This is a genomic window from Xanthomonas arboricola pv. juglandis, from assembly GCF_001013475.1.
GTDB lineage: Bacteria > Pseudomonadota > Gammaproteobacteria > Xanthomonadales > Xanthomonadaceae > Xanthomonas > Xanthomonas arboricola.
Genome location: NZ_JZEF01000001.1, coordinates 20,613 through 39,511, shown reverse-complemented (window position 1 = coordinate 39,511; position 18,899 = coordinate 20,613). Strand labels below are relative to the sequence as shown.

Sequence of the window (18,899 nt, the reverse complement as noted above, 5' to 3'; positions counted from 1 at the left end):
GCCTACACGGAGGTACTTGCGGCGTGTCCTGCGAGGGTGGGCGGGCAAGGGCCCTGCAGCAAACCCACAGCGTCAAGAGCGCGGCGAGAACACCTCACCAGAAAGTCAGTCAGTTGCCTTATCGAAAACCACACACACCGGCCATCTCGACAGGTCCTTGCCCGCCCACCGTCGCGGGACCTTACGCGGCATGGATTCCGCGTAAGAGCCTACACGGAGGTACTTGCGGCGTGTCCTGCGATGGTGGGCGGGCAAGGGCCCCGCAGCCAACTCACAAACCAGCCGCTCTACAACACAATCACCCCAGCGCGTGCGCCGGCACCGGCTGCTCGCCGGTCTCCGCCAGCGCCTGCATGCGCGCCACCACGCCACTGAACAGCCGTGCAGTCGCCGCGCCACGCGTGCGGAAGATCTCCTCAAGCTCGCCGTAGTACCACAACGTGCCGGCGCGCCCTGCGGTGAATACGTTGAAGATGTCCTGGCCCACGTCCGGGTTTTCCAGGTCCTGCACGATGGTGCGCGCGTTATAGAGCTTGTCGCAGCCGGACACCAGCAAGGCGCGCTCGGGCGTGTTGCGCAGGTGCTCCAGGTAGGCCAGCTTGCGCTCGCGCCAGTCGCGTTTGCGCGCGCTGGCGGTGTTGTCCACCTCGGCCTTGTCTTCGGCGGTGGCATCGGTGCACGCCATCACGATATCGGCCACCGCATCGCCGAACTGCGCGCGGATCGAGGCCTCGTGACCGCCGCCGCAGTCTTCCACCACATCGTGCAGCAGCCCGGCGATGGCCTGTTCTTCGTCGCCGCCGCATTCCAGCACCAGCGTGGACACGCCCAGCAAGTGGCTCAAATACGGAATCTGCGTGCCCTTGCGCACCTGCCCGGCATGGGCGATGCGCGCGTAATCCACGGCCAGGGCGTAACGTTCGGTGAGAGCGGTCATGGGGCGTCCGATGCGGGGAATGGCGCATTATCGCCGAGCCCGGTGACGCCCCAGGTGAGGATGGCGCGAGGATGCGTGTGCAGACTCAATGACGCGCTGTTGCGGCCGATACCGCTAGGCTACCTCCACGCCGCACGATTGCTCAGCCATGCCCACGCTCCCCGTTTGCAACGCCTGCCGCGACGGCCAGGACTTTCCCACCGCCATCACCATGGCGTTCCAGCCGATCGTGGACGTGTCCACCCGCAGCGTCTACGCCGGCGAGGCGCTGGTGCGCGGCGTCAACGGCGAATCGGCCGGCAGCATCCTGGCCGCCGTGGATGAGCGCAACCGCTACGCCTTCGACCAGGCCTGCCGCATCAAGGCGATCGAATGTGCCGCGCAGATCGCGCTGCCGGCCTTATTGTCGATCAACTTCATGCCCAATGCGGTCTACAACCCCGAGCACTGCCTGCGCGCCACGCTCTCGGCCACCGCGCAGTACGGCTGGCCGCTGGACGCGATCATTTTCGAGGTCAGCGAACAGGAACACCTGGCCGAGCCGGCGCATCTGCTCGACATCATGCGCACCTACCAGGCGCGCGGCCTGAAGACCGCCATCGATGACTTCGGCGCCGGCTATTCCGGCCTCGGCCTGCTGGCCGACTTCCAGCCGGACCTGCTCAAGCTGGACATTGCCCTGGTGCGCGGCATCGACGCCGACCGCAGCCGCCAGGCCATCGTCCGCCACGCCACCCGCATGTGCGAAGAACTCGGTATCGCCGTCATCGCCGAAGGCATCGAGCACCCCGACGAATACCGCACCCTGCGCGACATGGGCATCCACCTGCAGCAAGGCTATCTGTTCGCCCGCCCACAGATCGGCGTGCTGCCGCAGGTGCACTGGCCGGACTGAGAAGGCGCGTGCGCAAGAAGCAGGCAAACCGCACCCTCTTCAGCAGATGCGCAATCGCCCAACACACATAACCCGCACCCGAAGAAATCAAACAGCGCGCAAACCGCTTTTCCGATTCCCGATTCCCGATTCCCGATTCCCGATTCCCGATTCCCTATTCCCTATTCCCCAGCACTGGCAAGTTCCGATGCCGGCACCGGGTTGGCCTGATGTGCCAGGTATTGATGGATCTGCGCGACGACCGCCGCGCCCTCGCCCACCGCTGCGGCCACGCGCTTGACCGAGCCGGCCCGCACATCGCCGATGGCGAACACGCCGGGGCGGTTGGTTTCCAGCGGCAGACAGGCCGGCACGCCATCGCCGCGCGTATTGCCGGTGACGACGAAGCCGCGCGCATCGGTCTGCACGCACTGCTGCAGCCAGCCGGTGTTGGGGTCGGCGCCGACGAACAGGAACAGATGCCGCAATTCCACCCGCGTGGTCTGCCCATCGGTGCGCGTGCGCAACACCGCCGCCTGCAGGCCGCGCTCCGGGTCGCCGTCCAGTGCAGCCACTTCGGTGCCGGTATGCAGCTGCACATTCGGCAGCACGGCGATGCGGTCGATCAGATATTGCGACATCGACGCTTCCAGCCCTTCGCCGCGAATGATCAGGTGCAGTTGCTTCACCCGCGGTGCCAGAAACGCCACCGCCTGGCCGGCGGAATTGCCACCGCCCACCAGCGCCACCACGCCGCCCTCGCACAGCCGCGCTTCCACCGGCGAGGCCCAGTACGACACCCCATGGCCTTCGAAACGCTCCAGCCCGTCGATCTCCGGACGCCGGTAACGCGCCCCCGAGGCAACCACCACGGTGCTGGCCAGCAGCTGCTTGCCGTCGGCCAGATCCAGCTTCAGCGCACCATCGTCGCGCCCGCATTCCAGCGTGCCGGCCTCGATCGGAATCGCCAGCTCGGCGCCGAACTTCAGCGCCTGGTTGTAGGCGCGCCCGGCCAGCGCCTGGCCGGAAATGCCGGTCGGAAAGCCCAGGTAGTTCTCGATCCGTGCCGAGGCGCCGGCCTGGCCGCCGATGGCGCGCTGGTCCAGCACCAGCACCGACAGGCCTTCGGACGCCGCATACACCGCCGTCGCCAGGCCGGCCGGGCCGGCGCCGACGATGGCCACGTCGTAGCGCTTGTCCGGGTCGATGTCCGGCGTCATGCCCAGGCAATGCGCCGCTTCGGCATCGCTGGGCTGGCGCAGCACCCGCCCGCTCGGGCACACCATCACCGGCAGTTCCTGCTCCTGGATGCCGAAGCGCTGCACCAACGCGCGGCCTTCCTCGTCGGAGGCATCGATCACCGTGTTCGGGTAACCGTTGCGGGTGAGAAAGCCCTGCAAACGGGTCAGATGCGGATCATCCGGCTCACCGATCAATACCGAGCCGGAGGCATCGCCTTCGATCAGGCCGACGCGGCGCAGGATCAACGCACGCATCACCACCTCGCCCACTTCGGCCGAGCTGATCATCAGCGCGCGCAGGTGTGCGGTGTCGAACGGCAGTGCCAGGCAGCCCTGCGGCCCGGCACGCCCGCCGGCCAACGACGCGCGCCCGGCCAGCTGGCTGACCTCGCCGGTGAACTGGCCGGGCGTCTGCAAGGTGATCGGCTTTTCGTTGCCCAGCCCGTCGCGCCGCACCACTTCGATGGCGCCTTCCAGCACCACCCACACCGGCGCATGCGCATCGCCCACGTCGAAGACGATCTCGCCCGCATCGAAACGCTGCGCCGGCCCGCTGGCAAACCGCCGCGTGATCGCCAATTGGCCCGAGTCCAGCTCGGGAAACATCTGATGGTGGCGGGTATCGGCCAGGGACATGGAATGGCGACGCTGAGGGGGGAGTACATGCAAGCATGGCCAGCCGTGAGGGTGATGGCAATCACCCGAACGGGCCATGCCGTGCGCGACAGAGCGCATGCACGAGCAGCACCGGCGCGCGCACCAGTGCGGTGTTTGCACAGGCAAAACACCTCACGCGGCTGCCAGCGGTACCGCACGCTCACCAGCGGTGATCGGCACAATCAGCCGCAACCGTACGCGCAGAAGGTGGCCGACGTAGCTGCTGCGCTGGCGGCCAAGCGAACACGGCACTGGGCCCGCAGCTGGTACGCGGCACTCGTGTGATTCCGTCGCTCCTGTTGCCCGGGAGACTCCGGCTTGCTCCGCACCGTGCCGACAAACGTGCATGCCTTATCAGCCACGCTACGGTTGTACCGGCTCCCAGTGCGGCCCGTGCTGGCCGGCGGCCATGCGCTCGGCCGGGCGCACCCGAAACACCGCGCTGATGCGCTCGCCCACCGCACGCGCGGTCTTGGCGATGCCGTGCTCGTGGCTCAGTTGCGAGGCATGGCTCATCGCCAGCAGGCTGCCAGACGCCAGCTCCACACCGATCGCACGCGTATTGCCGTCCTTTGCGCGCAGCTGCATCCGCCGCGTCGCGCCCAGCGACACCAATGCGATCGGATACGGCGCCAGCAACGTCTGCAGCTTGTCGTGATGCATCGCCACGCTGTCGCGGCCATCGCGATACAGATTCAGGCCCACCGCGTTGTACGGCGCAGGCAACACCGCCTGCACCGCATCGAGCAGCGCCTGCAGCGGCAGCCCGGGCGGTAGCGGTGCATCCAGCCGATACGAGGCCAGCAGGCGCGGCACCTCCACCACACGGTCGTACATCTCGCGGCGCTGGCTGCGCCAGTCGGTCGCCTGGCGCAACGCGGCAAAGCACTGCTGCGCCATAGCAGGCGCCAGCAGCTGCGGCCAATAGCGCACGCCGCCCTGCGTATCGTGCAGCAGCTGCACGGGCGCGGTGGGAGTATCGAACAGATCCATCCGGGTGATATGCGGACGGTTTGCGCGATTTCAGCAGCCTGCCGTTGCGATTGCCCGCTGCCGAAGCCCCGCATTCGCATGCTCTCTCGCAGTTGCTGGCATTGCGCTCGTTCCGTGCAGAAAGGCGACCGACCTGCGCATCCGCTGTCTCCTGCGCGCAACGCCGGCAACCTCTCAAAGACAGGCACACGCATCACCGCGGCCAACCGCGCACGGGTTAGCGAGCTCAACGATGCAGGCATGGACGTCATGCGATCAGGCCCGACAGCTGTGCTACGGTCCGGCGCTGCATCCGCCTGGAACCGTTCGCATGCAGCATCGCTCAATCGCCTTCTCTCCCCTGCGTTGGCTGGCGCTGCTTGCCGCCTGCATCAGCTTTGCCGGCAATGCGGCGCCACGTGGGGACGACGCGGGTTTCAGCGCGGTCGACCCGTTGATCGGCACCGGTGGCGAAGGCCACACCTATCCCGGCGCCACGCTGCCGTTCGGCATGGTGCAGCTGAGCCCGGATACGCAGATCAAGCCACGCAAGGAAGCCTATGGCTGGGCCGCCGGTTACCGGCATGGCGACACCACGATTGTCGGATTTTCGCACACGCACTTTTCCGGCTCCGGGCATTCGGACCTGGGCGATGTGCTGCTGATGCCGCAGACCGGCCAGATCAAACTCGAACGCGGCGACGCCGCCACGCCCGGTAGCGGCTACACCGCGCAGTTCGACCATGCCAGCGAGCAGGCGCAACCCGGCTATTACGCGGTGACCTTGAAGGACCGCAACATCCGCGCCGAACTCACCGCCAGTGCGCGCGTGGGTGTGCATCGCTACACCTTCCCCAAGGGCACGCCGGCGCATGTACTGGTGGACCTGCGCACCAGCCTGTACGACTACCCCGGCAAGGTGCAGTGGTCGCGGCTGCGCGTGCGCGGCGATGGCACCGTGACCGGCTTTCGCGAAACCCGCGGCTGGGCACCCGGCCGCCAGCTGTACTTCGCCATGCGCTTCTCCCGCCCGCTCACCGCCACGCAGTTGCACGACACCGAGCAGGACGTCCCGTACAAGGGCTTTCCACCGCCAGGCGAGAAGAACCCCGCGCAGCGCGCACAGATCGAAGGCCGGCAGCTGGTCGGCGTGTTCGACGTCGCCAACGATGGCACACCGCTGGTGGTCAAGGTCGCGCTCTCGCCAGTGAGCGAAGCCGGCGCCATCGCCAATTTGGATGCCGAGGTGCCCGGTTTCGATTTCGACCGCGTACGTGCCGATGCGCGTGCGCAGTGGACACAGGCGCTGTCGGCGATCGATGCGCAAGGTACGCCGCAACAACGCACCCAGCTCTACACCGCGCTGTATCACACCCTGCTCGGCCCCACCCTGTTCATGGACAGCGATGGCCAGTACCGCGGGCCGGACAACGCCGTGCATCAGGCGCGTGGCTGGACCAACTACTCCACCTTCTCGCTCTGGGACACCTACCGCGCCCTGCATCCACTGCTGACCCTGGTGCAGCCGCCGCAACGCAGCAGCGACATGGTCAATTCCTTACTCGCCTCACGCCGCGAGAGCGCCTACGGCATCCTGCCCGTCTGGGCGTTCCACGGCCTGGAAACCTGGTGCATGATCGGCTACCACGCCGTGCCGGTCATCGCCGACGCCTACATGAAAGGCATCGGCGGCTTCGATGCCAACGAAGCGCTCGATGCCATGGTCGCCAGCGCCAACTACGGCCCCTACGACGGTATCGCGCAGTACCGCGAGCTGGGCTACGTGCCCATCGACGAAGAAGGCGAAGCCGCCTCCAAGACGCTGGAATACGCCTTCGACGACTGGACCATCGCGCGCATGGCCGACAAGCTCGGCAAGCCCGCCATCGCCGCAGAGTTCAGCAAGCGCGCCGGCAACTGGAAGCACGCCTTCGACCCCGCTACAGGCTACATGCGTGCACGCACCCGTGCCGGCAACTTCCGCGAACCATTCGATCCATCCACTAGCGGCTACGGCAGCGACTACACCGAAGGCAATGCCTGGCAATATTCCTGGTATGTGCCGCAGGACGTCGCAGGGCTTGCCGCCGCACATGGCGGCGACGACAAACTGCTGGCGCGCCTGGATGCGGTGTTCGATGCCAAGGTCGACCCCAAGGTATTCGAACACATGGAAGACATCACCGGCTTGATCGGCTGGTACGCGCACGGCAACGAGCCCAGCCACCATGTCGCCTATCTGTACGCCTACGCCGGCCAGTCCTGGCGCACCCAGGCGCGGCTGACCCAGATCATGGACACCCAGTACCACGCCGGCCCCGAGGGCCTGGCCGGCAACGACGATCTCGGCCAGATGTCGGCCTGGTACGTGTTCACCACACTGGGTTTCTATCCGGTGGCACCGGGCAGCAACCAGTACATCATCGGCCGGCCGTTCCTGCCGCGCGCCACGCTCAAGCTGCCCAATGGCAAGCGCTTCAGCGTGATCGCCGATGGCCTGAGCAAGGCGCGCAGCTACGTCGGCAGCGTCACCCTCAACGGCCAGCCGCTGACCCGCGCCTACCTCACGCACGAGGAAATCCAGGCCGGCGGCGAACTGCGCTTCCGCATGCAGGCCACGCCGAACACGCAATGGGCCACCGATCCGGCGCAGCGGCCGTATTCGATGTCGACGCAGACGCGCTGAGTCAGTAGTGGATGCCCATGCGTAGCCCGCAGGCATCACGCTCCACCACCGCCGGCAGGCTGCCGGCGGTACCTGCGGCAATGCGCTGCGCGCTCCAGCAGGCCACCAGGGCATCCAGCACATCGTCCGGCTTGGCCAGCACACGCGGCACGCGCTCCAGCAACGCGGCCACCTGCCTGGCGCCATAGCACTGGCCCAGCAAGGCGGCGCGCTGTTGGTGGCCCGCACTGCTCTTCTTGCCCGCCGCCAGGCCGTGCCCGCCGGCGAGCACGGCGAACGACACTTCCGGGTGCACCTCGAACACGCGCTCCGCCCACGGCGGATCGGCGCGCAAGGCATCGTCCCAGGCGCGAATCTTCGACAGCAGCGCAAACGACTGCACGCCAAAGCCACGCTGCCCGTCGTGATCCAGCACCCGATGCAACGCGGACGCTTCCACCTGCGTGGGTGCATGCAGCATGCCGCGCAATGGCGCAGCAAAGATGCTGCATGCGCGGCGCCCACCCACAAAGCGCCGCGCCTGCACATCCGCAGCGCGGGGCGCGTGCTCGCTCAGACCGATCGGGATATCCACGCCCAGCACAGCGACGTCCCCCAATGCGCTCGCCACCGCGGCCACCGTGGGGTAGGCGGCAAACTGCAATCCATCGCCGGCCTGCCACACCGCCAGCCAGCCGCTGCCGGCGCCATCGATTCCTACACACTGCATTGCGGTCCTCCCCGGTCGTGGCCTGCGTGCACGGCGCAGCAGCACCGCAAGCGCCATCTGCGTGGCGCGTTCACATCATGCACAACATTCGTTCACCCGCACGCATCGCCGTGGTTTCCAGACTGCACTGCATCGGCCGCAGCATGCTGCGGCCCTGCCATCCCCCACTGCAGGAGCCAGCGCATGTCCAGCACCAAGAACCAGTACGAAATGCAGAACCCGCTCACCCAGTTTCCGCAGCCCAAGTTCCCCGAGCAGACCCAGGAAGCGCCGGGCACCATCCATGCGCTGGAGCCCAAGGCTGACCACGGCGAGCAGAGCTACCAGGGCTTCGGTCGCCTGAAGGGCCGCAAGGCGCTGATCACCGGCGCCGACTCGGGCATCGGCCGCGCCACTGCAATCGCCTACGCACGCGAGGGCGCCGACATCGTGTTGAACTACCTGCCGGAAGAAGAGCAGGACGCTGCGGAAGTGGTGAAGTTGATCGAGGCCGAAGGCCGCAAGGCGATCAGCATCCCCGGCGATCTCAAGGATGAGGCTTTCTGCAACCAGTTGGTCGCACGCGCGGTCAAGGAGCTTGGCGGGCTGGATCTGCTGGTCAATATCGCCGGCAAGCAGACCGCGATGAAAGACATCGCCGACATCACCACCGAGCAGTTCGACGCCACCTACAAGACCAACGTGTACGCGATGTTCTGGCTGTGCAAGGCGGCCATCCCGCACCTGCCGCCGGGCGCATCCATCATCAACACCGGCTCGATCCAGTCCTACCAGCCCTCGCCGACGCTGCTGGACTACGCGTCCACCAAGGCGGCCATCGTCAACTTCACCAAGGGCCTGGCTCAGCAGGTCGCCGAGAAGGGCATCCGCGTCAACGCCGTCGCCCCCGGCCCGGTGTGGACCCCGTTGCAACCCAGCGGTGGCCAGCCGCCGGAAAAGATTCCCGAGTTCGGGTCGGAAACCCCGCTCAAGCGTGCCGGCCAGCCGGTGGAGATGGCGCCGCTGTATGTGATCCTGGCCTCGCAGGAATCCAGCTATGTCACCGGCGAAGTGTTTGGTGCCACCGGTGGCTTGTTGCTGTCCTGAGCCAGCTGAAAGCGTGTCCTGAGCCAGCTGAAAGCGCGTTTACAGCGTAACGCCACCAGAACCCTGCCGACCGCTGCGTGCGCAGCGATCGGCAAGTGTTTCTTCGGTGGCGTTTTTGGTACTGGCGGTGGCGTCTTGGGTACTGGCGACAATATCGACAGCTGATGCATCCATAAGACGGATACGCAAGGGAGTTCGACCGACTACGCAAAGATGGCTTCGATCATGCAAAAGCCCCCCTTCTCCCACCGGGAGAAGGTGCCCGAAGGGCGGATGAGGGCCCGCAACCCCCACCAACGCTCCGCCCACTGTCCGCGCTTACTGCATCACCACCGTCTGGATTGCATGCGCGGGAATCTCCAGCACGCTTGATGACTCGCCCACATACAGGTTGTAACGGATCGCCACGTCGCTGGCATTCATCACCACCGTCGCCAGGCTGCCATCGGTATTGAGAAACGACGTCGTTGCCAGATTGCTGCGGCTGCTGGCCGCACTCACCCGCCGCGCACCGGGGCGGATGAACTTGGAAAAGTGGCCGATATACCAATAGCTCGGCGTATAGATCACCTCACCTGTGCGCGTATCGGCATGCACTGGCGCAAAGCAGTAATTGCCCACGTGGTTCGGCCCGCCATGTTCGTCGAGCAGGATGTTCCAGTCCGTCCAGCCCACCGCGCCGTGATTGAGATCGTTGATGATCGCGGTGCCATAGCGCTCGCCATTGGGCCAGTGCTGCAACTTTGCCGGGTCGAACTTCTCCACCGCCGCTTCGGTCAGCAACAGAGGCTTGTCCGGGTACGCCTGCGCCACCGCCGCCACGTTCTCCACCATCGGCGCGAACCCGGCCCAGGTCTCGTACCAGTGGAAGCCCATGCCCCACGCGTATTTCGCCGCTGCCGGATCGTCGAAGATCACATGCGCGCGGTGCAGCATCATGTCGCGGTTGTGGTCCCACACGATGATCTTACGGTCGCCATAGCCGGCCTGCTCCATCGTCGGGCCGAGGTGGTTCTTCAAAAAGTCGCGCTCTTCCTCGGCGGAAAACACCATCGACTCCCAGGTCTGCACCGCCATCGGCTCGTTCTGCAGGCTAATGCCCCAGATCGGGATGCCGGCCTTTTCGTAGGCCGCAATAAAGCGCGTGTAGTAGGTGGCCCAGGCCTGCGCATACGCGGGCAACAACTTGCCGCCCTTGAGCATGCTGTGGCTGTCTTTCATGAAGGCCGGCGCGCTCCACGGGCTGGCGAATGTCGTCAACGTGCCGCCGGCCGCCGCAATGGCCTGGCGCAGCATCGGGATGCGATAACGTTGATCGTGCCTGACCGAAAAGCTCTTCAGCGCCGCATCGCCGTCCTTGATGTAGGTATAGCTGCCGCTGCTGAAATCCGAGCTGTGGATGGTGGTGCGCGCCAGCGTATAGCCGATGCCTTTTTGCGGGTCGTAGTAGGCAGTGAGCAAGGCGCGCTGCGCAGGCTTGGGCAGCCTGGCAAAGGTCTCCGCACTGGCATCGGTGATCGCCCCGCCAATGCCCAGCACCTGCTGAAAGCGGCGCTGCGGATTGACGAAGATGGAGTTCTCCTTCTCGGTCAACGCATGCCCGGTCTTGGGCGCCTCGGCAGTGCTGGCGCGCATCTGCTGCGTTGCACCTTGGGCAGAGGTATAGACGCGTAGTGCGCCGCCGGGTGCTGCTGGCGGAGCAGCAGCATCCGCAACTGCAGCTTCTACCGCCTTCGATGCGGGCGTGGATGCAGGCGATGCCGTCGATGCCGTCGATGCGGGCACCGGAATCGGCGTTGCTGCTGTTCCTGTCGCTGTTCCAATCGCTGTCGCTGTTGCAGAGGCCAACACCGTCTCAGTCGCAGCACCCCAAACCCCCAGAACCCCCACCATCGACCACGCAATCGTTCGCTTCACCGTGCACCCTCCCAGGTTGGTGACCAAGCCTAACCGACCAACGCGGCGCAACATCGCGCAACAAACGAGCGCAACCATGCACCCTTTCACCAATGGACACTCCCTTCTCCCCTCGGGAGAAGGTGGCCCGAAGGGCCGGATGAGGGTACGCCTGCCATGAGTGCGACCCGCCCCCTGCAATCAAGGAAACAACATAAGCCCCGTCTGGAAAGACAGCCCCACGACTCCAGCAAACGCACCTTCACCCCAGCCCCTCTCCCGCTGGAGAAGGGCTTTGGATCTGCGCGCGGCCTCAACGCGACGAGCGTCGATCAGCGGCGCGCCAACCGATCCAGAATCCCAGGCACTTCCAACCCAAGTTCGCGCGCCAGAAACCCCACCGGCCCAATCCGCCTCGCCAACTGCCTGCCTGCCGCCGCATGCACAAACACGCCCCATAACGCAGCGGTCAACGCATCGCAGCCGCGCGCGGCAAAGCCGGCAATCAATCCTGCCAGCACATCGCCAGACCCGGACGTGCCCAACCCGGACGCGCCCCCGCGATGCATCCACACCACTCCATCCGGGCCGGCAATAAAGCTGTCCGCGCCCTTGACGATCACCACGCTGCGCAGCTTCTGCGCAAACTTCAACGCGTACGCGCCCGGTGCCGCTTCCACCGCCGCCTTGTCGTCGCCGGCCAGGGTCGCCATCTCGCCCGCATGCGGCGTCAATACGAATGGCCGCCCGATCGGCGCCCGCAGGCCACGCGACAACGCGCCGGCATCCAGCACCAAGGTGCACACCGCCTGCTCGGCGGCGCGCCTGACCATCGCCGTGGTGGTGGCCGACGACGCCATGCCTGGCCCGATCACTGCCGCATCGCAGGCCGCCATTGCCCCGTCCAGCGCGCGATGCCCCCGCACAATTTCGCCCTGCCCGTTCTGCGCCAACCCCAGTACCAGCGCCTCCGGTACCGCCAAGGCCATGCCCGGCGCCACACTGGCCGCGGTGGCGATCTGCAGTTTGCCCGCACCGGTGCGCAGCGCCGCCTCGCCGGCCAGCAGCACCGCACCAGGCACGCGCATCGAGCCACCCACGATCAACACGCGCCCGCGCTGCTCCTTGTCGCCACCCGGGGCCGGCAACGGCATCGACCGCAAGGCGGCGGCGGTGAGCATGCGCATGCGCGGGGCGGCCATCAGCGCGCCCCGGCCGGGCGGTCGGACTCGGTGGTCACCGGCTCGTCGGCCAGCTCCGGCGGCACGAACTTGGTGCGCAGCAATTCCAGCGATTGCCCATCGGCCGCAGCCGCGTATTCGGTGACGCCGCAATTGGGCACATCGCCCTCGCGGTCGATGCCCAGGATGGTGGCCTCGTCCATCCGCTCGATCAGGTAGCGGAAGCAATTGACAATCACCTGATGCCCCACGATCAGCACGCGCGCGCCCACATGGTTGCGCTGCAGATCGCCCACCACCCCGCGCAGGCGAAAGATCACATCGCACCAGCTCTCGCCACCGGGCGGGCGAAAGTAGAACTTGCCCACCAGCTTGCGCTGCTCGGCCAGCTCCGGAAAGGTCGCAAGAATGCCGGCTGTGGTATAGCGGTCGAGCACGCCGAACTCCTTCTCGCGCAAACGCTCGTCCACGCTGACCGACTCGGCCGGCTGCCCCAGCGCACGCGCCACCGCAGCGGCGGTCTGGCGCGCCCGCACGTAGGTGGAACTCAGGATCAGGGTCGGGCGCTCGTGCTCGGGCAAACCGGCCATCCACGCCCCCAACGCCTCGGCCTGGCGCTCGCCCAGCGCCGACAACGGCACATCCGCATCGCGGTGCTCCAGGTCGATCAAGGCCGAGCCATTGGACTCGGCCACATCGCGCGCCACATTGCCCGCGCTTTGCCCATGCCGCACCACCCACAACCGCGCCGGCCACTGCGCCGAGACACCGGCTACCGCACTGTTCTCACTCACATGCTTCTCCTGCACAACGTCGGCCTCAGGTGTCGCACAGCCGCCGTGAAAACATGGTCGACCAGCGCGTCTGTGACCGGTGTTTCAATACGCACGCGCATCCATGACTGATGGCACGGCAACAAGCGAACGCAACGTATGGGTACGCCGCACCGGTATACTGCAGCCCCCCGACACCCTGCTGCCCATGTCCAACGTCCTGTTGCTGCGCACGGCAAAAGAGCGCGAAGAACTGCTGCTGGAAGAGGTGCTGGACGCCACCGAGCAGTGCATCGACGTCATCGGCCTGAGTGCCACCAGCTTCGAACTGATCGCCGAGCGCGCCAAGGTCAGCTGCGGCAGCCTGCTGCAACGTTTCGAAGACAAGGATGCGCTGGTGCGCGCCCTGCTGGAGCGCAACTACATGCGCGCCATCCGCCAGATGTGGCTGGTGGAGCGCCCGGCCAACGTGCACGTGGTGGATTTCATCGCCGGCCTGCTCGAGGAATGGCTGCTGCAGGAAACCAACATCAAGCGCACCCGCATCGACCTGGAACTGCACCTGGCTACCCTGCGCGACCCGGTGCTGGCCGCCTTCATGCGCCGGCAGAGCGCATCGCTGATCGAACACCTAAGCGCACTGCTCAAGCGGCTACTGCGCGGCCACGCCGACCCGGCCAGCAGCGAACAGGAATTCCAGGCCCGCGTCTTCGCCGTCGCCGCCATGTGCGGCGGCCTGCACAGCGTGATGACCAGCGGCATGGAACTCAACCGCATGCATCTGCAGCTGATCCTGCGGGAAAGTTTGTCGGGGATTTTGAAGTCTGCGCCGGTGTAGTTCGGAAAACCCGGCAGGGCATGCGTGGCCCACCACACCAACCAGCCACGCGTGGGGTCACCTTTCAACAGCCGTGCGATGCAGACGCGCGGGCTCTTGCGGCCAAGAGCAGTTGAGTGACCAATGCGCAGGCGTCGTCGCCAAGGCCGCTGGCAGCGCGCCAGAGCTCTGGCGGCAGCCGGGAACGGTCTGCGGTTGCCAGGTTTTGAAGATCTGCTGCCAGCGCAGCCGCCTCTTCTTCGGTCATCTCACCCCCGGGACCGGCTACCTCCCCGTTGTTCACCATGGCAACGGCCTCGTCCAGACATGCTTCTGTGACGCCCAACTCCTTCGCCCTGTCGGCCTTGCTGACATTCGTCTGCGGCTGCGCTTGCAGATACCGGTTCGCCAGATACTGCACGGCAGACAGCGTGCCCATCACCACGGCGTAGGCCAAGGCCGGCGCAAGCGTGAGACCCGCATTCTTTTTCCAGGACAGCTCCCCTTTTGCATATTCATATGCCGCCGCAGCGGGCGCATGAACCGCGTCCAGAACCGCGGCTTCGGCATGCCCTGCGACCGCAGAGGTGGCAAACCGCGCTGTCTGCAGCCCGGTGTTCGCAATGTGCACACCGATGGGCACGCGTGGGGCCTTGAGCCGCGCCGCACGCACGGGCGCACGCGACAGATCTTGCTTCAATTGTGGATTGGCCTGCGGGTCGCCGCGTTGCGAGGAATAACCCACCTCACGCGGGGCCTGCGCCTCGCGTTGATCGTGTCTTACCGCTCCGCGAGCCGCATAAGTCACTGGGATGGAACGCATGCCTCACCTCTTCTAACAGTTCACCAAAGTGGCTGCGTTCCACTGCGCTACGCGAGCGTCATTGCACTTGGACGCAAGACCGAAACAATAGACCATGTGGCGACGTACATGCGTCGCAAAGCGCTCAGACAGCAGACGATGCAAACGCTTCCGCAGATGCGCGGCTTCGCGCAGCCGCAAGTAAGTTACTGACCAATGTATAGGCATCGTCGCCGACGCCACTGGCAGCGCTCCAGATTTCAGGAAGCAATCGGGAACGGTCTGCCGTTGCCAGGTGCAGAAGATCCTTGGCCAGTGCAGTCCGCTCACCTTCGCTCATTTCAGGGGTGGGAGTCTCTGCGTCAGGCATGGTGACCATCTCGATGGCGGCATCCAGACACGCTTCAGTTGTTCCTAACTCGGCCGCCCTGGCTGATTTTGTAACAGATGCCTGAGCGTGTGCTTGCAGATACCAGGCCGTCACACGTTCAACTGAATATGCCGCACCCAACGCACTCAACGAGGCCATAACAGGGACACAGGCGGACATTGCATAGTTTTTCAAGTACGGATCATCTGTTGCGTAACCATAAGCTGCTGCAAAAGGCGCCTGTAATGCGATCAAGCCGCTAGGAATGACGGAGGCAGATGCCATTACGGTGCCAACACGCGCCGCTTGCCTTCCAACGTTCGCGACCTGTACGCCGATGGGCACGTTTGGCTCTCTGAGACGCGCCTCACGCACTGGTGGACGCCTTAGGTTTTCCGTCAATTGCGTGTTGTCATCTGGGTCTTTTCGCTGAGAGGAGGTACCCACGCCACGCTCGGCTGGCATGTCCTGTTGATCGTGTCTTGCCCCTCTACGTGTTGCTGATGTCAAATTCACTGGGCGCATGCTTCACCTCTCCACCAGGTTGTCCAAGTCGCTAATGTTCCATTCGGGCGTCAATGCGTACAGCGAATCACCGAAAGATCGAAGCTTCTGGCGAAACAGACAAATCTGCACCTTGCAGAGTCACAAGATATCGGCGTGAGCACCACGCAATTGCATGACTCTGCGGCCACTCGCCTGAAGGGAGCATCTGACAGCGGCGTAGAAGGCAATCGTCAGGCAGACGGCAACGGCATCGTGAGGCCGCGGGTGTCTACAGATCGCAACGCGCGCTCACCATGCTGATGGTCACGCTTTCAAACTCGAAGCAGTGCAACAGGCAACCTGCGCTTCGTGTCGTTGCAACCCCCTTCGCTGATCGACATTCCAGGGAATGGAGCCGCCTCCATCCTGATCGCCCCATTGGCCAGCATCGACGCGAGGACAGCAAATGGATTCCATCAGGCATCGCCCCACACTGCATGTGCCCGCAGGCGCTCATGCAACGTCCGGGTCTACGGGTGAGCGCACTGCAACCGTGTCGGCAGATCAACACCTGCCCTGCGCGCAGATCAGCGATGGGGCGCTGCAGGCATTGCCGCGGAAAAGACCACAAGGCGCTGCCGTCCTCAAACGCTCACTCAGTGCGCCTGCGCTGACGGCAACACAGCGCCGAATGCTTGCCGAACTCGGGGCCGAAGGCAGTACGTGCCTGACGCCCGACGAAGCAGCGGTGCTGCGGGAGCTCAGTTTCCACACCCCGGCGACACCGCGCGACACGGTACTGTTTACCGACCCCAACAAGGACCCCGACGATGTGGTCGCCTACACTATCGGCAAGCAACTGCAGGTAGCAGGCTTTGTACGCCTCACCGACGTTGCGGTGACCTTGGGCAATGCCAGCGTGCGCGAGGAGCGCGCCCGGCTCGCAAAGGGCGTGTTCAACCGCCTGCAATTACCCGATGTGCGTGTCTCACGCGGGCAGGATTACCCGATGAGTGCGAAACAGGCCAAGGACCATGCCAAATTCCTGCAGGAAGGCCAGGCGTTGCGTGCGGAATCGGCCGAAATTTGCGACAACAGCCTGCAAGCGCTGCACGAGCGCCTGATGCAGGCACCGCAGGGGCTGAGCATGGTGGTGATTGCCGGCATGACCGACGCCCATGCGCTGGTCGATGCGCATCCGGCGCTTGTGCGCGAGCGCGTCAAGAGCATCGCCATCATGGGGGGCGTCGAGCCGGCCAGGGACGCTGACGGCCATGTGCAGCCCGACGCACGCGCCTACAACAATGCGACAGACCTGGACGCGGCCCGTGGCCTGTACCGCAAGGCACAGCAACTGCAGATCCCGTTGCGCATCGTTACCAAGGAAGCTGCCTACAAGACAGCGGTGTCGCCCTCGTTCTACGAAGGCCTGGCGAAGAGTCGGCATTCGGTGGGCAGGTATCTCGAAGACGTGCAGAAAAACGCCTTGAACGGCTTGTGGGACGGAATTCAGGCGGGGCTGCTTCCGGGCCTGGATCAGGCGTGGTTCTTTCGCACGTTCACCGCAGACGCACTACCGCAGGCAAACAGCCCGCAGGACGGCGCAAACCAAGCCATGGCCTTCGATCAGGTCTGGCCGAGGGTCACCAAACTCAACTTGTACGACCCGTTGACGCTGCTGGCCTCGGTTCCCGGCGCGGCGGGCATGCTGTTCACGCCAAGGCAGATACAGACCGACGGACTCAGCGTTGTGGAGCAGGTGGGCGAACAGGAAGTCAAGCATCCAGAAAAGGCGAAGCTGTTGATGTCTGCCTTGGCAAAAGTGGCGCTTGCTTCTGAAAAATGAAGGGTAAATCAGTGCAGTAACACGTTGAGTCCGCGTTAGGAAAAATTGCCGAAGGCCGCCTCGGCGTGCCCTTGGCGGTGTGCCTCACCGGCGCCAATCGGCACGACTCGGTCGTGTTCGAGGAGTTGATCGACGCCTTGCCGCCAATTGGTGGCAAGCCAGGGCGCCCGCGACGCTGGCTAGGCAGATTGCACGCCGACAAGGCCTACGACATCGCCCGCTGTCGCGCCTTCCTCAAGCAGCGCGGCATCATTGCGCGGATCGCACGCAAGGGAATCGAGCGCAACAACCGGCTGGGCCGTCATCGCTGGGTCGTCGAGCGCACCCATGCCTGGTTCGCAGGCATGGGCAAATTGGGCATCCGCTTTGAACGCCGCATCGACGTCCACTTGGTGTTGCTCTCGCTTGCATGCTCCATCATCTGCTGACGGCTTCTTCCTGGGTGTTGTTAACCGCCCTGAAAATAGAGAGAAAGTCTCGCAAAACCCAGTTCGACTAAACATTCTTTATTGCGAAGAGTTCTTCGCATTGCGGTGAGCATGACCCCCATGCGGGCATCATATTGTGCTGCGGCTGGGGAGCCGCGAAAATCTAGTTTTCTACCTCTTCAACAACCAAACCGCCGTCACTCACACTGCGTGGTGCATGCCCACGCGGCTGCTCTGTGCGACTCACTCCTTAAGCGAACTAGAAACCAATGAAAAAATTATGCTCGATTTCCACTTGCCTCGTTGTACTGATGGGGTGCTCCACCATGTCCCTTGCGCAGGCTGCAACCCATGGCAAAGGCTTCAAGCAGTCTTTGATGGTCCAGCCAGTCACCCCCATCTTTGGCACCACGAGCACCGGTGCCGGCGACCTACCCGCCAGTGTAGATCTGCGCGGCTTTGCCATTGAGCCCGGTGACCAGGGGCAGGTTAATTCCTGCGCATCCTGGTCCACGGCTCACACATTGGGCGGCTGGTACGCCAACGCAGGGAAGCAGGCTGTTAAACGATTCGCCCCCATGTATCTTTATAGCCAAGTAAATAATGGTGTCGATGAAGGCAGCACCATTGAAGTGAACCTGGATACAGCGCTTTCACAAGGAATCGACACGGAGCAGCATTATTCCTGGGGCAACTACAACTGGAAGAACACACCAACCGCAGCCGACCGTGCCAGTGCGGCAAACCATCGAACGCCGTACAAGAAATACACTGTGATTTATTCGGGTAGCGGGAACGGAAAGGCCCCACTGATCGAACAGATAAAACGAGCGTTAGCTGCATCAACACCGGTGGTGATCGGCTTCAAAACCAGACAAGGCTTTGACGACCTAGGCGCCAACGAAGTAGACAACGACATTACCAGTCCTATCAATGGTGCGCATGCCGTCGTGGCACTTGGCTATAATCAAAGCGGGCTGATTATCGAGAACAGTTGGGGCGAGAACTGGGGCTCTCGGGGCTTTGGCACGCTGTCTTGGGAAGTAGTTGGCAAGGATGTCATTGCAGCGGTAGTAACTCATTAGAAGCCGCTAAAGGACACATAATGAGGGCCGTGTCCGCCGCAAGTGCGGGCGCG

15 protein-coding genes and 1 pseudogene are annotated in these 18,899 nt (G+C 64.5%); 7 read left to right on the top strand and 9 right to left on the bottom strand.

Annotated features, from left to right (window positions below):
• Positions 1-298 precede the first annotated feature (298 nt).
• On the bottom strand, positions 299-937 hold the full coding sequence (locus XARJCFBP2528_RS00175) for an HD domain-containing protein (RefSeq protein WP_016904210.1): 639 nt from the start codon (positions 935-937) through the stop codon (positions 299-301).
• Positions 938-1,085: 148 nt separating this feature from the next.
• Between XARJCFBP2528_RS00175 and XARJCFBP2528_RS00170 the strand changes: the two genes are divergently transcribed.
• Complete coding sequence (locus tag XARJCFBP2528_RS00170; RefSeq protein ID WP_047124152.1) at positions 1,086-1,832, top strand: EAL domain-containing protein; 747 nt, start codon at positions 1,086-1,088, stop codon at positions 1,830-1,832.
• A 161-nt stretch (positions 1,833-1,993) separates the two neighbouring features.
• Here XARJCFBP2528_RS00170 and XARJCFBP2528_RS00165 read toward each other — a convergent pair whose 3' ends face one another.
• Together XARJCFBP2528_RS00165 and XARJCFBP2528_RS00160 are read right to left on the bottom strand one after the other, a co-directional pair.
• Complete coding sequence (locus XARJCFBP2528_RS00165; protein WP_047124151.1) at positions 1,994-3,688, bottom strand: FAD-dependent oxidoreductase; 1,695 nt, start codon at positions 3,686-3,688, stop codon at positions 1,994-1,996.
• 384 nt (positions 3,689-4,072) lie between these two features.
• Entirely contained in the window at positions 4,073-4,702 is a 630-nt protein-coding gene (locus tag XARJCFBP2528_RS00160; RefSeq protein ID WP_016904214.1) for an alpha-ketoglutarate-dependent dioxygenase AlkB family protein, read from the bottom strand.
• Positions 4,703-5,012: 310 nt separating this feature from the next.
• Between XARJCFBP2528_RS00160 and XARJCFBP2528_RS00155 the strand changes: the two genes are divergently transcribed.
• On the top strand, positions 5,013-7,367 hold the full coding sequence (locus tag XARJCFBP2528_RS00155) for a GH92 family glycosyl hydrolase (protein ID WP_016904215.1): 2,355 nt from the start codon (positions 5,013-5,015) through the stop codon (positions 7,365-7,367).
• 1 nt (position 7,368) lies between these two features.
• Here the strand turns inward: XARJCFBP2528_RS00155 and XARJCFBP2528_RS00150 are convergent, their stop codons facing one another.
• Positions 7,369-8,076 (bottom strand): DUF429 domain-containing protein, encoded by a 708-nt coding sequence (locus XARJCFBP2528_RS00150; RefSeq protein WP_047124150.1) that lies wholly within the window; start codon positions 8,074-8,076, stop codon positions 7,369-7,371.
• A 183-nt stretch (positions 8,077-8,259) separates the two neighbouring features.
• On the opposite strand from XARJCFBP2528_RS00150, the gene XARJCFBP2528_RS00145 reads away from it, so the two are divergent.
• The gene (locus XARJCFBP2528_RS00145) at positions 8,260-9,162 is read left to right on the top strand and encodes an SDR family oxidoreductase (protein ID WP_016903338.1); all 903 of its coding nucleotides are present in this window, start codon (positions 8,260-8,262) and stop codon (positions 9,160-9,162) included.
• 318 nt (positions 9,163-9,480) lie between these two features.
• Here the strand turns inward: XARJCFBP2528_RS00145 and XARJCFBP2528_RS00140 are convergent, their stop codons facing one another.
• From XARJCFBP2528_RS00140 to XARJCFBP2528_RS00130, 3 genes are all read right to left on the bottom strand, one after another.
• The gene (locus tag XARJCFBP2528_RS00140; protein ID WP_016903339.1) at positions 9,481-10,797 is read right to left on the bottom strand and encodes a glycoside hydrolase family 30 protein; all 1,317 of its coding nucleotides are present in this window, start codon (positions 10,795-10,797) and stop codon (positions 9,481-9,483) included.
• Between the two features lie 593 nt (positions 10,798-11,390).
• A complete protein-coding gene (locus XARJCFBP2528_RS00135; RefSeq protein WP_026064524.1) occupies positions 11,391-12,260 on the bottom strand; it encodes an NAD(P)H-hydrate dehydratase in 870 nt (289 codons plus the stop codon).
• A complete protein-coding gene (locus XARJCFBP2528_RS00130) occupies positions 12,260-13,048 on the bottom strand; it encodes a histidine phosphatase family protein (RefSeq protein ID WP_026064525.1) in 789 nt (262 codons plus the stop codon). Before XARJCFBP2528_RS00130 ends, XARJCFBP2528_RS00135 begins: the two co-directional genes overlap by 1 nt.
• Positions 13,049-13,220: 172 nt before the next feature.
• Between XARJCFBP2528_RS00130 and XARJCFBP2528_RS00125 the strand changes: the two genes are divergently transcribed.
• A complete protein-coding gene (locus XARJCFBP2528_RS00125; RefSeq protein ID WP_016903342.1) occupies positions 13,221-13,850 on the top strand; it encodes a TetR/AcrR family transcriptional regulator in 630 nt (209 codons plus the stop codon).
• A gap of 64 nt (positions 13,851-13,914) precedes the next feature.
• On the opposite strand, the gene xopAV (XARJCFBP2528_RS00120) is transcribed toward XARJCFBP2528_RS00125, so the two are convergent.
• The gene (xopAV, locus tag XARJCFBP2528_RS00120) at positions 13,915-14,652 is read right to left on the bottom strand and encodes a type III secretion system effector XopAV (RefSeq protein ID WP_026064526.1); all 738 of its coding nucleotides are present in this window, start codon (positions 14,650-14,652) and stop codon (positions 13,915-13,917) included.
• A 124-nt stretch (positions 14,653-14,776) separates the two neighbouring features.
• A complete protein-coding gene (xopAV, locus tag XARJCFBP2528_RS21730; RefSeq protein WP_080591365.1) occupies positions 14,777-15,526 on the bottom strand; it encodes a type III secretion system effector XopAV in 750 nt (249 codons plus the stop codon).
• Between the two features lie 427 nt (positions 15,527-15,953).
• On the opposite strand from xopAV (XARJCFBP2528_RS21730), the gene xopQ reads away from it, so the two are divergent.
• The 3 genes and pseudogenes from xopQ (at position 15,954) to XARJCFBP2528_RS00105 (ending at position 18,846) form a co-directional block, all read left to right on the top strand.
• Positions 15,954-17,333 (top strand): type III secretion system effector XopQ, encoded by a 1,380-nt coding sequence (gene xopQ / locus XARJCFBP2528_RS00115; protein WP_064506504.1) that lies wholly within the window; start codon positions 15,954-15,956, stop codon positions 17,331-17,333.
• A gap of 56 nt (positions 17,334-17,389) precedes the next feature.
• A pseudogene (locus XARJCFBP2528_RS00110) lies at positions 17,390-17,761 on the top strand (transposase); the annotation flags it as partial.
• Positions 17,762-18,072: 311 nt separating this feature from the next.
• Complete coding sequence (locus XARJCFBP2528_RS00105; protein ID WP_016903346.1) at positions 18,073-18,846, top strand: C1 family peptidase; 774 nt, start codon at positions 18,073-18,075, stop codon at positions 18,844-18,846.
• Positions 18,847-18,899: the final 53 nt, after the last annotated feature.

Bases quoted from the DNA above. Each gene is read 5' to 3' on its own strand.
- XARJCFBP2528_RS00175 (WP_016904210.1), bottom strand. From the start codon at position 937: ATGACCGCTCTCACCGAACGTTACGCCCTGGCCGTGGATTACGCGCGC.
- XARJCFBP2528_RS00170 (WP_047124152.1), top strand. From the start codon at position 1,086: ATGCCCACGCTCCCCGTTTGCAACGCCTGCCGCGACGGCCAGGACTTT.
- XARJCFBP2528_RS00165 (WP_047124151.1), bottom strand. From the start codon at position 3,688: ATGTCCCTGGCCGATACCCGCCACCATCAGATGTTTCCCGAGCTGGAC.
- XARJCFBP2528_RS00160 (WP_016904214.1), bottom strand. From the start codon at position 4,702: ATGGATCTGTTCGATACTCCCACCGCGCCCGTGCAGCTGCTGCACGAT.
- XARJCFBP2528_RS00155 (WP_016904215.1), top strand. From the start codon at position 5,013: ATGCAGCATCGCTCAATCGCCTTCTCTCCCCTGCGTTGGCTGGCGCTG.
- XARJCFBP2528_RS00150 (WP_047124150.1), bottom strand. From the start codon at position 8,076: ATGCAGTGTGTAGGAATCGATGGCGCCGGCAGCGGCTGGCTGGCGGTG.
- XARJCFBP2528_RS00145 (WP_016903338.1), top strand. From the start codon at position 8,260: ATGTCCAGCACCAAGAACCAGTACGAAATGCAGAACCCGCTCACCCAG.
- XARJCFBP2528_RS00140 (WP_016903339.1), bottom strand. From the start codon at position 10,797: ATGCGCGCCAGCACTGCCGAGGCGCCCAAGACCGGGCATGCGTTGACC.
- XARJCFBP2528_RS00135 (WP_026064524.1), bottom strand. From the start codon at position 12,260: ATGGCCGCCCCGCGCATGCGCATGCTCACCGCCGCCGCCTTGCGGTCG.
- XARJCFBP2528_RS00125 (WP_016903342.1), top strand. From the start codon at position 13,221: ATGTCCAACGTCCTGTTGCTGCGCACGGCAAAAGAGCGCGAAGAACTG.
- xopAV (WP_026064526.1), bottom strand. From the start codon at position 14,652: ATGCGTTCCATCCCAGTGACTTATGCGGCTCGCGGAGCGGTAAGACAC.
- xopAV (WP_080591365.1), bottom strand. From the start codon at position 15,526: ATGCGCCCAGTGAATTTGACATCAGCAACACGTAGAGGGGCAAGACAC.
- xopQ (WP_064506504.1), top strand. From the start codon at position 15,954: ATGGATTCCATCAGGCATCGCCCCACACTGCATGTGCCCGCAGGCGCT.
- XARJCFBP2528_RS00105 (WP_016903346.1), top strand. From the start codon at position 18,073: ATGGGGTGCTCCACCATGTCCCTTGCGCAGGCTGCAACCCATGGCAAA.